Source organism: Pandoraea sp. NPDC090278, assembly GCF_044772185.1.
Taxonomy (GTDB): Bacteria; Pseudomonadota; Gammaproteobacteria; order Burkholderiales; family Burkholderiaceae; genus Pandoraea.
This window is the reverse complement of record NZ_JBIVYJ010000004.1, coordinates 588,502-601,642: the sequence shown is the minus strand read 5'-3', so window position 1 is coordinate 601,642 and position 13,141 is coordinate 588,502. Positions and strand designations below refer to the sequence as shown.

The 13,141-nt window shown below is 61.2% G+C and carries 12 protein-coding genes; 3 read left to right on the top strand and 9 right to left on the bottom strand.

All coding sequences use genetic code 11. The annotated features are described in order from the left end of the window. Positions 1-122: 122 nt before the first annotated feature. Positions 123-1,295 carry an AAA family ATPase gene (locus ACIQWO_RS17840; protein ID WP_402826772.1) on the bottom strand — a complete coding sequence of 391 codons (1,173 nt, stop codon included), beginning with the start codon at positions 1,293-1,295 and terminating at the stop codon, positions 123-125. Positions 1,296-1,513: 218 nt separating this feature from the next. Between ACIQWO_RS17840 and ACIQWO_RS17835 the strand changes: the two genes are divergently transcribed. Then, positions 1,514-2,281, top strand: a complete 768-nt coding sequence (locus tag ACIQWO_RS17835) for an IclR family transcriptional regulator (RefSeq protein WP_402826769.1) — start codon at positions 1,514-1,516, stop codon at positions 2,279-2,281. On the opposite strand, the gene ACIQWO_RS17830 is transcribed toward ACIQWO_RS17835, so the two are convergent. From ACIQWO_RS17830 to ACIQWO_RS17815, 4 genes are all read right to left on the bottom strand, one after another. Then, positions 2,257-3,093 carry a citryl-CoA lyase gene (locus ACIQWO_RS17830; RefSeq protein ID WP_402826766.1) on the bottom strand — a complete coding sequence of 279 codons (837 nt, stop codon included), beginning with the start codon at positions 3,091-3,093 and terminating at the stop codon, positions 2,257-2,259. The genes ACIQWO_RS17835 and ACIQWO_RS17830 overlap by 25 nt on opposite strands. A 2-nt stretch (positions 3,094-3,095) precedes the next feature. Then, a complete protein-coding gene (locus tag ACIQWO_RS17825) occupies positions 3,096-4,295 on the bottom strand; it encodes a CaiB/BaiF CoA transferase family protein (RefSeq protein ID WP_402826763.1) in 1,200 nt (399 codons plus the stop codon). A 69-nt stretch (positions 4,296-4,364) separates the two neighbouring features. Continuing rightward, positions 4,365-5,798, bottom strand: a complete 1,434-nt coding sequence (locus tag ACIQWO_RS17820) for an MFS transporter (RefSeq protein WP_150575738.1) — start codon at positions 5,796-5,798, stop codon at positions 4,365-4,367. 210 nt (positions 5,799-6,008) lie between these two features. Then, positions 6,009-6,968, bottom strand: coding sequence for an AraC family transcriptional regulator (locus ACIQWO_RS17815; protein ID WP_402826759.1), 960 nt, complete (start codon positions 6,966-6,968; stop codon positions 6,009-6,011). A 166-nt stretch (positions 6,969-7,134) separates the two neighbouring features. Here ACIQWO_RS17815 and ACIQWO_RS17810 point away from each other — a divergent pair, with 166 nt between their 5' ends. Then, the gene (locus tag ACIQWO_RS17810) at positions 7,135-7,992 is read left to right on the top strand and encodes an SDR family oxidoreductase (protein ID WP_402826756.1); all 858 of its coding nucleotides are present in this window, start codon (positions 7,135-7,137) and stop codon (positions 7,990-7,992) included. Between the two features lie 123 nt (positions 7,993-8,115). Here the strand turns inward: ACIQWO_RS17810 and ACIQWO_RS17805 are convergent, their stop codons facing one another. Next, the gene (locus tag ACIQWO_RS17805) at positions 8,116-8,586 is read right to left on the bottom strand and encodes a hypothetical protein (protein WP_402826753.1); all 471 of its coding nucleotides are present in this window, start codon (positions 8,584-8,586) and stop codon (positions 8,116-8,118) included. Positions 8,587-9,161: 575 nt separating this feature from the next. Between ACIQWO_RS17805 and ACIQWO_RS17800 the strand changes: the two genes are divergently transcribed. Beyond that, positions 9,162-9,671, top strand: a complete 510-nt coding sequence (locus tag ACIQWO_RS17800; protein ID WP_402826750.1) for a hypothetical protein — start codon at positions 9,162-9,164, stop codon at positions 9,669-9,671. On the opposite strand, the gene ACIQWO_RS17795 is transcribed toward ACIQWO_RS17800, so the two are convergent. The 3 genes from ACIQWO_RS17795 to ACIQWO_RS17785 form a co-directional block, all read right to left on the bottom strand. Next, the gene (locus tag ACIQWO_RS17795; protein ID WP_402826747.1) at positions 9,640-10,176 is read right to left on the bottom strand and encodes a hypothetical protein; all 537 of its coding nucleotides are present in this window, start codon (positions 10,174-10,176) and stop codon (positions 9,640-9,642) included. The two genes, ACIQWO_RS17800 and ACIQWO_RS17795, sit on opposite strands and share 32 nt — an antisense overlap. A gap of 95 nt (positions 10,177-10,271) precedes the next feature. Continuing rightward, the gene (locus ACIQWO_RS17790) at positions 10,272-11,450 is read right to left on the bottom strand and encodes a formylglycine-generating enzyme family protein (RefSeq protein ID WP_402826744.1); all 1,179 of its coding nucleotides are present in this window, start codon (positions 11,448-11,450) and stop codon (positions 10,272-10,274) included. Next, positions 11,447-13,141, bottom strand: a complete 1,695-nt coding sequence (locus ACIQWO_RS17785; RefSeq protein ID WP_402826741.1) for an arylsulfatase — start codon at positions 13,139-13,141, stop codon at positions 11,447-11,449. Before ACIQWO_RS17785 ends, ACIQWO_RS17790 begins: the two co-directional genes overlap by 4 nt.

Below are 13,141 nucleotides of genomic sequence, written 5' to 3'. Positions count from 1 at the left end.
GTGGACCTCCATTGTGGACAGGAGATCGCATCCTGACAGCGCTTCGTCTTCGGACTTTGCGATAGCGGCGGCGGGCTGTCAGTTCTGACGCTGCGGTGGTCACATGCCTGCGTTCGCAGACGTCAATTGCCGTTATCCGCCCATCGCCATGCGGGACGCTCGAGCGGGTGCTGACCGAGAATCGTCGTTGCCGAGAAGGACTTCTCCAATTGGATCGAGTTGCATTCGGGATCCTCTTCGAGCGCGGCGGCGAGACGCTGCGAGTGCGACACCACCCACAGTTGGCTACGCTGAGATGCGCGACGGATCAGGCGTCCCAACGCGGGCATGAGATCAGGGTGCAGACTCGACTCCGGCTCGTTGAGCACCATCAGCTCGGGGGGGCGCGGTGTGAGCAACGCAGCCGTCAGCAGCAGATACCGCAGCGTCCCATCGGATAGCTCCGCAGCGCTCAGCGGGCGCAGCAAACCGTGCTGGTGGAACTCCAGCATGAGTCCACCACGCCCCGCGCCATCGATCGTGACGCTCGCGCCGGGAAAGGCATCTTCCACTGTCTGCGCCAGCGCTTCGTGGTCGCCGATCTCGCGAATCGTCTGCCAGGCGGCGGCAAGATCGCGGCCGTCGTGATGCAACGCGAGCGTGCGCGTGCCGATTTGAGGCCAACGCGCGGGGGCGTCGGCGTCGGTGCGGAAATGGTCGTAGAAGCGCCAGTTGCGAATGCGCTCACGCACCGTGAACACCTCTGGGCAGGTGGTGTCGTTCGCGATGTGTGAGAAGAGGCTTTCGTAACGCGGCAGGCTGCTCGTGAGGACGTCCCACTCGCGTCCCGCCTTGCGTCGCACCACACTCCCCTGTCGGTCCACGAGCGTAGTGGCCGGGCGCAGAAACTCACCGGCCCAGATGCTCTCGCGCTTGAACTCCGGGTCGGCGCTGAACATGGAAACGCCGCCCGCGCTGCCCATCCCCATACAGATGGCATAGCCAAAGGTGTCGCTGCTGAAACCGAGACGCATGCGCCCACGCTTCTGGCGCGGGCCGCCCTGAATCGGCACTTCCCCACGACGCATGCGCGGACTGATCGTCTCCGGCCCTGCCCACAGCACAGAGCCGAGTCCTCCCTCGCGAGCGATGGGGCCGATGATGCCGTCGCTTGCCGTGCCAGCCAGCAGCCGTAGCGCGCGGTAAAGGTTGGACTTCCCGCTGCCATTCGCGCCGCTGATGACGTTAAGCCGGGTGAGCGGCATCACGAGCGACTGAATGGAGCGGTAGTTGTCGATGGCGAGGGCGGTAAGCATGGCAGGCGGAAGAACGTGTGGAAACGCAGCGGACGAGCGCGGGAATCAAGGACGGTGAGGTTCGCAGATTATCCCTTCGAGCACGTCGCGCTGCTGCTGTTCCCTAAATCCCACGCACAGCTTTCGCAGACGACCCGCTGCTCAAGGGACGCACAGCCGCGCCCACATGACATAAACTCCCCGTTTCGACCTCTCACAGCGACACCTCGCCCGCCCCGATGTCAGACGTTACCCCTGAACCGAAAGACAGCTCCGGCGTTGCCGTCATCGACCGCGCCTGCGCCATTCTGTTCGCGTTCAAACCCGACGACAGCGCCCTCACGCTGGCCGAACTGGCTGCCCGCACCGGTCTCTACAAGAGCACGCTGCTGCGCCTCGCAGGCGCGCTGATCCAGCACCGCATGCTCATGCGGCTTGAAGATGGCCGCTATCAGCTCGGCCCGGCCACGTTCATGCTCGGCGCGCAGTATCAGCGCAACCTGAACCTCGGCGACATTGTGCTGCCGCTGATGCGCGAGTTGGCCGATGCGAGCGGCGAAAGCGTGTCGTTCTACGTGCGGGACGACGCCGTGCGTGTGTGTCTGCATCGCGTCGATTCGACGCACGCCGTGCGATTCCACGTACGCGAAGGCGATGTGCTGCCGCTCGAACACGGCTCGGGGGGACTGGCGTTGCTGGCCTTCGGCGGCGAGACGGGAGACGTCTACGACCGCATTCGCGAGGTGGGTTACAGCGTATCGATGGGCGATCGCGAGCGCGATACGGCGGGGGTGTCGATGCCGGTGTTCGGTGTGCGTCAGACGCTGCGCGGCGTAGTGACGCTGGCCGGACCCAGTTCACGCATCGACCGCGCGTTCATCGACCGACATCTGACGGATCTGTTTTCGTGCGCCGCGCGCGCCACCGACGGACTCGGCGGTGACTCGCGGGCGCTGCGCGCTCAGTGGCGAGCGTCTGGCGCTCAGGGCAGCGAGCGCTCCGACTGACCGGTGTAGCGATATGGCAACTGACGCGGCAACGGGCCTTTGTTGCGCTCACCGCGTCCGCGCTGCTCCCACGCGTGCGACAGAATGCCCACGGCACGTGACAACACGAACACCCCTCGCGCCAGCTCCGGCGCAAACCCCAGCTCGGCATAGATCACGGCCGTAATGCCGTCGATGTTCATCGGCACCGGCTTTTGCTTGCGCGCCTTCAGGTGCGCTTCGATGCCGCGCGCGATGGCCGCGTAATGGCCTTCGATCACTCCTTGTGCCACGGCGTCGTCGACGATGGCGAGCAATCGCGTCGCACGCGGATCGACCGGATGGAAGCGATGGCCGAAACCCGGCAGGTACTTCCCGTGGGCAACGTTAAACGCAGCGATACCCTCGGCCACCGCGTCGGCGAGATCGGGGACGTCAGCCGTCGAGTCCGCCAGGCGCTGCGCGATGTCCTGATACAGCTCGACGGCCTGCTGCCCCGCACCGCCATGCACGTCGTCCAACGCATTGATGGCCGAGGCCATCGCACCGTTGAGCGGCAAGCCGCAGCTCGTCGCGATGCGCGAGATCGCAATCGATGGCGCGTGTGGTCCGTGATCGACCGACGCGACGAGCGCCGCCTCTAGCAACCGCGCCTGCGCATCGGTGGGCAACTCGCCGCGCAGCATCAGCCAGATCATCTGCGGAAAGCTCACGTTGCCGATCAGCTCCTGAATCGGATAGCCACGCACGTTGATCGATCCCGGGTGGATATCGATGATCGACGTGCTCCAGTAATCGGCGCACAGCGCCGCAGCATCGAGTGTCGGGTTCATGGTCAGATCACGCCGTCGGCGCGCAGTTGGTCGATGGAGGCCGTGTCATAGCCGAGGCCACTCAGCAAGTTCAGCGTATCCGCGCCGAGCGACGGTGCGGGTGCATTCGGGGCAGCATCGCCGCCGGAGAGACGGAAGCCCGCGCGCGTCACACGTTGCGGCTGCGCTTCACCCGGCACATCCAGTTCGCGCACGAACTCACGCGAAGCGAGATGCGGATGCGCGAGGACGTCGGGCACAGACAGAACGCGTCCGGCAGGCACACCGCTTGCGACGAGTTTCGTCTCCCAGTTCGCGGCGTTGTCGTGTGCGAGCGCCGCTTCGATTTCCACTTTGAGGGCGTGACGATTCTGCTTGCGCGTGTCGCGTTGCGCGAAGCGTGGATCGTCCGCGATATCCGGGCGGCCAATCAACGCGCACAGACTCACGAACTGACGCGTTTCGTTCGCCGCGATGTTGAGCAGGCCGTCGCCGGTGCGGAAGGTGCCGGACGGCGCAGCCGTGAAGTTCTCGTTGCCCATCGGCACCGGTGCGACACCTGCGTTGAGGTAGTTCGACACGACCCAGCCCATCGTGGCGAGGGTGGCTTCGAGCATCGAGACGTCGAGCATGCGGCCCTGCCCTGTCGTGCGCGCATCGAGCAGCGCCGCGCAGATGGCGAACGCGGCCGTCAGACCGCCAACGGTATCGGACACCGGATAGCCGACGCGCAACGGTGCGCTCTGCGCGTCGCCCGTCACGCTCATCACACCCGAAATACCCTGAATGATCTGATCGTAGGCAGGACGCGACGACAACTCACCGTCCGCACCGAAGCCCGAGATCGCGCAGTAGACGAGACGCGGATTGATTTCGCGCAGCACGTCGAAATCCAGACCGAGACGTGTCATCACGCCCGGACGGAAGTTCTCGACTAGCACGTCGCTCGACGCCACCAGATCTTTCAGGATGGCTTTGCCGCGCGGATCTTTCAGGTTCAGCGTGAGCGAGCGCTTGCCAGCATTCACCGCCACGAACGACGCGCCCATCTGACGTGCAGCCGCCGCTTTGTCGGCCCCGAGTCGACGGGCCAGATCGCCCCCTTCGGGGTTTTCGACCTTGGTCACGTCTGCGCCCATCAGCGCCAGTTGATAGGCGCAGAACGGTCCCGCGAGGACGTTGGAGAGATCGAGGACTTTCACCCCGGCTAGCGGCAATGCCATCGTTGGCTCCCAAGAATGCGTGTTTCGGTTGAAGCGAGATACATCGGGTCAGAACAAATCAATGCGAGATCAATGCGAGATTTCGTCGAGCGTGCGCTGGTTGGTACGCGGCCCGAACAGGCCGATGGACGCCATCACCATGACCATCGCAAACGTGATCAGCGCGAACACGCCCGTCACGTCGAAATGACGCAGGGCAAAGGCGATCATGAAGCCGGAGAACATGGCCGACAGGCGCGACATCGAGTACACGAAGCCCACAGCCCGGGCACGAATGCGTGTGGGGAACAGCTCGGTCTGATAGGCGTGATAGCCCACCGACAGCAGCGTGCCGCACAGCGTGATCGCCACACCGAGAATCATCAGCATGGCGGGCGACGTCTGCACCGCGAAGAGCGAACCGAAGATTGCGATGCCCAGCGCCGAGAGCACGACCAGCGTCTTGCGCTCGATGCGGTCGGCAATCGCCATGCCGATGAGCGGACCGAACGGATTCGAAATCGCAATCACGAACGAGTACATCAGGCTATGCGTAATCGTGATGCCCTTGGACACGAGCAACGTGGGCACCCACGACGCGAAGCCGTAGAAACCGATCGCCTGAAACAGGTTGAAGACCAGCAACGTGATAGCGCGACGGCGATACGGCTTTTGCCAGATTTCGCGGAACTTCGCCTTCGTCGCCGCAGGCTCGACGCTCAGCACCGGTGGCGGCAACGGACGGCCGGACTCACGTTGCACGCGCGCTTCCAGCGCCGAGAGGATCGCTTCGGCCTCGGCAGTGCGGCCTTGCTGCGCGAGCCAGCGCGGGCTCTCCGGCACGCGGCGGCGGATCGCCCAGACGATCAGCGCACCCAGCGCGCCGATGATGACCACCGTACGCCAGCCGTCCATCCCGAAGACTTGTTGCGGCACGAGCCACCACGACAGCAACGCCACCGCAGGCACTGCGAGGTACTGAATCAGGTGCATGAAGGCGAAGGCACGGCCGCGCAGATGCTTCGGAGCGAGTTCGCTCACGTACGTGTCGATGGTCACCAGCTCGACGCCGACACCGATCCCGGCGATCAGTCGCCACAAGTTGATCATCGGTGCGGTGGTCTGGAACGCCATGATGAGCGTGGCGATGGAGTACCAGAGCAGCGAGACGGTGAAGATCGTGCGACGGCCGTAGCGGTCGGCGAGCCCCGTCAGAAAGAACGTGCCGATGAACAGCCCCGCGAAGGACGCCGCCACGAACGCGCCGAGGCCCGACACGCCGAAGAACGACGCCGTCGTCGTGGAGTACAGCCCGCTTTTGACGAGGCCCGGGCCAACGTAAGCGGTGAAGAAAAGATCGTAGAACTCGAACCAGCCACCCAGTGCGAGCAACAGGATCAGCATCCAGACGGAGCGCGTGGCGGGCAACCGGTCGATGCGCGCATTGATCTGCCGACTCGCGTCGGACGGCCCGGAGTGGGCGGCGGGCGACTCGTGCACCGCGCCGACAGGCAAACTCGACATCTCAATCCTCCTTTGGATTGCATTGCAGGTCATTCCGCGAAGTTCTGCCCGACAGAATGACGTTCTGTTTTATGTGAAGTCGAAGGGTATGCCTCGACATGGAGGGCGGATATCGGGGTTTACGCGGAGTGGAGGCTGCGGCGGATCGTCGCCAGCGGACGTCTGCGATACCCGCGACGCCTCAGCGCCGACGAGCACGCGAGTCTTGCCTTAGTGCGACACAACCATCGCTTCAAGTTGGGCAGGTGCCATCAGCGCGAAGGCCGAGCGCATTTCGCGCGCTTCTTCTCCAGGGCTTCGGCCGAAGAAACGCTTGAACTCCCGATTGAATTGCGACGCGCTCTCATACCCGACCTTTGCCGCTGCACCCGCAGCGGTGAGGTTGTCGCGAATCATCATCAGCCGCGCCTGATGCAGGCGCACCGACTTGATGTACTGAATCGGCGACGTCGCCGCCACTGCTTTGAACTGCACGTGAAATGCCGGAACGCTCAGGCCCGCGTCGCGCGCCAGCGTTCCCACATCCAGTGACGCCGCGTAGTCGCTATGGATCCGCTGCAAGACGCGCGCAATTCGTCCGAAGTTTCCATGACTCGCCAACGCCGCCTGAATCGCCCCGCCCTGCTCGCCGAGCAGTACGCGAAACGTCAACTCGCGCACGATGCCCGGGCCTAACACGCGCGCCTCAAGCGGGGAGCGTAAAGCTCGGAGCAGGCGAATCGTCGTATCGGTGAGCGTAGCGTCCAGCGGCGTAGAGACGATGCCGACGGGCGGCGTCGACGACATCGGTGCCTCGCGACTCACGTCCATCATGAGATCGGCAACGGATGTCATCTCCAGGCTCACTGACACTGCCAGCAACGGCTCGTCGGGCGACGCATCGGTCTCGGTGGAAAACGGCAGCGGTACAGAGAGCACCAGATAGTGCTGCGGGTCGTAGCGATAGATCTTGTCGGCAAGGTAGCCACGCTTGTGGCCCGAACACACGATCACGATGCTCGGCTCGTACAGCACCGGCGTACGTCCCAGCGGCCGGTCGGCGCGCATCAGACGCACCCCGTCGAGCAACGTCTGTGTGTGCCCTTCTTGCGGCGCAAGCTGGCAGATCAACGCCGCCATCTCCTTCTGACGAGACATATCGGGTGTGTTTTCGGACGTCTGGCCGGACATGACGGACGCACCTCATGGCTACGAATAGGCCATAGTTTGCACGTTTATCGAAGACAACACATCCCTGAAAATAGGATTAGGCAATGATGCAAGAGACTTCTGTCTAGTCTGCCGAGCGTCGGATCTCTACGATTTCACCATGTTCACGACTCAGGAGCTTTCACACATGCAACAGCAATCACACAACGCCAAGGTCTGGTTTATTACGGGTGCAGCACGAGGCATCGGTTTGTCGCTCGCGCGTCAGGTGCTGGCACAGGGCGACGCCGTCGCCGCGACGTCGCGAACGTTGGAAAGCCTGCGGCAGACGCTGGGCGAGGACAGCGCGCAACTGCTGGCGCTGGAGGTCGATCTGAGCAGCGAGGCGAGCGTAGCGGCAGCTATCGAGAAGACCGTCGCTACGTTTGGTCGTATCGATCGTGTAGTGAACAACGCCGGGTATGGCCAGCAAGGCACCGTCGAGGCACTGACGGACGCCGAACTGCGTCGCAATTTCGACGTCAACGTGTTTGCACCGTTACATGTGCTGCGCTACGCGCTGCCGCATCTGCGTCAGCAGCGCAGCGGCCATATCTTCAACATCGCCTCCATCGTCGGCTTTCAAGGCGGCTATGCCGGATGGGGCAGCTATGTCGCCAGCAAGTTCGCGCTCGCTGGGCTAACGGAATCGTTGGCAGCGGAAGTCGGCGAGTTGGGCATCAAGGCGACGGTCGTGTACCCGGGTCCGGTGCGCACCGGCTTCCTGTCGAAAGACAGTCTGGTGCTGGCAAAACGTGCCATCGCCGACTACGCCGAAGCGCAGGCATCGCTCGACCTGCATCTCGATGGCATGGACGGCAAGCAGGCGGGCGATCCGGAGAAGCTGGCAGGCTTGATTCTGCAAGCCGCCGACGTTGCCGAGCCGCCACTGCACTTGTTTGCCGGGAAGATTGCTAACGCGGTAGCGGAAGATAAATTACAGGCGGTACGCCGGGATCTGGACAACTGGCGTGAGGCGTCCGACGCTACGGATTTTGCGGCTTGAATGGGCGCGTGACAGATTCGCTTCGTCCGAGCATGCCCGCTCTCGATAAGAGGGTGAGGCGTGCCAAAGCCACCGGACAACGGTTCGCGCCCTAGTTCGCCATCCCCACGACAATCGATCCAATCATTTGATCTCTCTCAAGTCGATTCGAATGGTGTGAACGGTGCCATCAAAGCTAGTTCCAACGACCATCCTGACCGTGAAGACGTCATCGGAGAAATCGTATGAGATGTATTTGTTCCCATCAGGGCTGGTGGATGGCTTAAATCCAGCTGAAGGCGGTTCCTGAGGAATTATTTCCTTCCACCGTCCGCCAAATGCACTTTCTACCGCCTTCAAAGGAAATGACCCTTCGGGAAAATTGATGATAATTGTCCCAAAAAAAGTCCCGCTATTTGTGAGCCCCGCGCCACCAGAATAGCTCCCAGATACCTCATCAATGAACGATCGCCTATCAGACTCAGGAAGCCCTAGAAATTCTCGGTCGCCCTTGATTTTTGAAAAAAAGACTTCTGCCCCACCCGTCAAATCAAGACCGAAATATCGAACGGAAACGCTCCCAACGAGATTTCCAAACCCATCTGTCGTGTACAACCCTTTGTCAACCAAAATTCTACTATTTACCGCATATAAAATATTTTTAATAATTCTTCTATATTTTCAGGATACTTGAACGGAAACAGCTCAGCGCCATCGGCGGTAAATTTACGACAGACTTCCGATTCATTTCGTTCGTTCAACTCGCGCCCGACTCCTCCCTCCGAATCTCGCGAGTTAATGCTCATCTCGTTTTCATTGGCAACACTCAAGCTCGACGAGCTGATCGCGACAACAAGAACAAGAATTTTTCGTGCGACGTGATATCCAGCTTTCCCCCTCCACCGCCGCCCTCTTGATATCACACCTCACCTCACAATTTTGACCATCGCAATCATCGACGTCCCGAGAATGAGAAAAGTGTCGATTGACACAGAAATTTCACAGGAGGCGCGATGTTCAAAAATTCAGAAGGGGACCGTATAGATGAGTAGCCTGCTACCGACCGGTCAGCGTGAACTTTATATGTCAAACGCAACACTTCGGGATTACGCGCCGTCCCATCAAAGGGAATCAATCCATAAGCCTGCGGCGACGTAGCGCGTTATCCAAAAAATCTGGAAAGCATATAGATGAGAAGAATTTTTTCCTCAAACTCCCCATACATACCCTTCTCATTTGTATTTCTTTTATATTTTTTCACTTCATTTTTCTACATCGAGCTCGGCAAGGGCTCTGCGTTGCTGTCCTTTATGGTGTTCATGTCCGCAGTCACCGCCGGAGCAGTCTTCATCGCCTTGGGACATCGTAGACGGGGTTTTTCGTATATCGCTGCCGGCATGACGCTCATCCTGATGACCATCTTTGATTCATCGGTTTATCATGAAATCCTGCAGTTGCGACAGCGTACTCAGTTTTACCTTTTTGAATCTCACTATAAGTCGCAGAGCTCGGACGGGTACGGCGAGTGGGATTGGGGCATGGAAGGAACCCAGCACTACCTTCTTGTTTACGACGAGAGTCACTTACTGCGCAGTTGGCAAAATGTGAATAGGGATGAGGCACATTGCACGGTAAATGTGAAGAAGCTCGGTGGGGATTTCTATGTGATCAAAGAATGGTGTCCCGGAATCTTTGGTTGACTCGGAAATCGCAATGAATCTGCAAGCGCTCGGTTGCATTGCGGTGGATCTGGAATCCATATCGCTTTAGCAAAGTGAGGATGCAGTTCAGGGACGATGCGTGACGTTCGACCCGCCGCTGCTGCCAGCTTGGAGGGGTGAAGACGCCAAGTGGAAGCATGCGGATGCGGCGTCCGTTCAGGCAGAACGAGATGTCGACATGTGTGCCGTCGACATCGTGGCCGTTACTGCCGAAAATATCGGTGATCTCGTGTTGGCGATTGGGGTACAGCCGACGGAACACGCCGATGCCGAACTTGCGGAATTGCGTCCTGGCGAAACCGAGATGGGTCGCGCGCGCCTCGTATCCGCGCGTCAGGATAAGCGTGAGTTCTTCGGGTAGTTGCGTCTGAATATGCTGAAGGGCCTTCAGCGCATCGGCATCCACATGCACATATCGCGCGGGCCATCGGGGGCTAACTCGTAGTCCGCCGTGGGAGCCGCGTGTCAAAGTTGTCATGGTCATGCAGGGACTTCTTGTGCGTCAGGTTGGACTGCCACGGAAAGCGTGCAGTTTAATCGACGCCGAGTCCCTTAGCGTCCAAACCTAGTCGATGTGCTTCATTCGCTCACCGGCCTTTTGTGCCCCGGCTTACCTGCCCAATCAGCAGACGTCATCACCAATCGGAAGCCAATATGCGACATCGGATTCGCCGGGTCCGCGCCGCGCCTCGCGCTGGTGCGGTAGCCGCTGCAATAGGTGTCGCTGCACAGAAACGAGCCACCGCGCGTGACGCGCTTCGGGGCATCGACCGGTGTCGCGCCGTCGTCCGGGTCGAAGCTTGACGTCGGGCCGGACGGATCGACGTTTCGGCCCCGACGTTTGGCCTGCATCGCGAATTCATCTGCACGGTACCAATCGGCCACCCATTGCCAGACGTTGCCCGCCATGTCGTGGAGGCCGTAGCCGTTGGGTGCAAACTGTCCGACAGGTGTCGTGCCGACGTGAATCTTCGGCGAGTCGACGACGGGGAACGGACGCGCATTGTCGTCCCACACGTTGGCCATCGATTTTCCGTCGGGACGTTTCGCCTCTCCCCAGGCGTAGTCCGCTTGCGTCAGGCCCCCTCGTGCCGCCACCTCCCATTGCGCTTCGGTCGGCAAACGCTTGCCCACCCACGCCGCGTAAGCCAGCGCATCGTCGTAAGAGACCTGCACCACCGGATGCTTCGCTTTGCCCGTCAGATCGCTGCCCGGCCCTTGTGGATGACGCCAGTTCGCGCCGGGGACAAATCGCCACCACGCCGAATAGTCCCGCAGCGACACCATCGCGTCGGTGCCGACGAACACCATCGCGCCGGGCACAAGCACCTCCGGCCGAGGTGCGGGCGTTCCCGGTGGCAATTGCACGCGTAAGTCTTCCCAGCGCGGTGGGCGCTCGGCTGTCGTGACGTAGCCCGTGGCGTCAACGAAGCGCGCGAACTCTGCGTTAGTGACGTCGTGAACATCCATCCAGAATCCGCTCGTCGTCACATCAAAAGCGGGACGTTCGTTGCGCTGTGCCAGACGGCTGTCGGTGCCCATCAGGAACGTCTGCCCCGGAATCCACGCCATCTTCTCCGGACCACGCTTGCCGTCGCCGATGAGCGGCAAAGTCAGAGGCGCGGGCGGATTGTTCGACTGGCCCCGCTGAACCAGCGCCGACGCATGTCGCGACGACGCCATCCACCCCATCGATACGCCCAGCAAGATAATCGCGAGCGCCCATGCAAGGTGATCGTGACGCGTCCCCTTGCTCATTCGATCACGCCCGGGGCCAGCACCACACCGACACGTTTGGCGTAGTCCACCCATCCCTGCTTCAGACGCGCGACGATGTCGGGATGGTCGACTGAGAGGTCCGTCGTCTCGCCACGATCACGGGTCATGTCGTATAGCTTCCAGTCAGGCGGTTCTGCGACCGGTTGCGGGCCACGCTTCATATGCACCGACAGCAATTTCCATCGTTCGTCGCGGACATAGCGATTCCCGCCGAACTCCGCCCCGAGCAGACTGCCATCGGGGAGATGACGTTGCGTCTTTCCTGTGAGAAGTGGGAGCAACGACGTGCCGGTCATTGGATTGACGGATTCGCCGCGATAGCGGTCGCCCGGATTCGGCAAGCCAGCCAGCTGGAGGAAGGTCGGAGCGAGATCGAGAACCGTCGTCAGTTGCGTCGCTTTCGTCTGACCGTTCGATTGCTTCGGCATCCGTACGATGGCGGGCACACTAACGCCCCCCTCGGACGGATACCCCTTGAACAACCGGAAAGGTGTCGCGCTTACTTCAGCCCAGCGGGTGCCGAGAGCGATGTTGGAGCGACGGCGTCCGAGATTTTCATAGCTGTTGTCATTGTTCGGGCCGTCCGGGTAGAACATGTCGACCTTCTCGCCTGACGGGCCATTGTCGGAGGCGAAGAAGATGAACGTGTTGTCGTACGCGCCGACCGATTTCAGATGATCGACGAGGCGGCCGATGTTGGCGTCCAGCGTCTCGACCATCGCCGCATAGACTTCCATCTTGCGGGCTTCGGTCTTCTTTTGCTCCGGCGAGAGTTGATCCCAGCGAGGATTCATAGGCGACGCAGGCAGCAAGGCAGCCGGACGGAAATCCGGCGGTAACAGTCCTAACTGCTTTTGACGTGCAATTCGCTCGTTACGGATCGCGTCGTAACCGGCGTCGTAGCGACCACGATAGTTGTCGATGCGGTCGTCCGGTGCCTGCAAGGGCCAATGCGGAGCCGTGTAGGCCGCATACGCGAAGAAGGGTTTGCCGTCGCCGAGATTCCGGTCGATGTACCCGATCAGTTTGTCGGTATAGCCGACGCTCGAATAGAAGTTCGGCGGCAACGTCACCATCTTGCCGTTCTCGCGATACGACGCCCGGTCGGCAGAGGTGACGGCGCCGGGTGCCGGAGCGAAGTGCGCAGCACCGCCCTGGAGCAACACGAACGACGATTCGAAACCGCGCGCTTGCGGGCTTTGCCCCGGCGTAAGACCGAGGTGCCACTTGCCGACCATGTACGTGTGGTAACCGCCGTCGCGCAGCAGGCTCGCAATCGAGAACGACCGCTCGTTGAGATACCCCTCATATCCGGGATGTCCGACTTGATAGATCTGCAGTGTCTCGGCCATCGTGCCCAGACCCGACTGATGGTGATCCGCCCCGGAGAGCAGCATCGCGCGGGTGGGCGAGCAACTCGGCGCGACGTGGAAGTTCGTGAGGATGCGTCCCGATGCGATCAGCGCGTCGAGGTTAGGCGTGCGGATCTCGCTGCCGAACGCGCCGATGTCCGAGTAGCCAAGATCGTCCGCAAGAATCATGAGGATGTTTGGCTTTTCGGGCGGGGCTGCCACAGCGCATACGCTGAACGTCGTTGCCACCAGTGCGCAGAGGCATGCGGTGAGCTTGTGCCGCATCTGCGCGCGCGGGTGTGTTCGTCGATGGTTCAT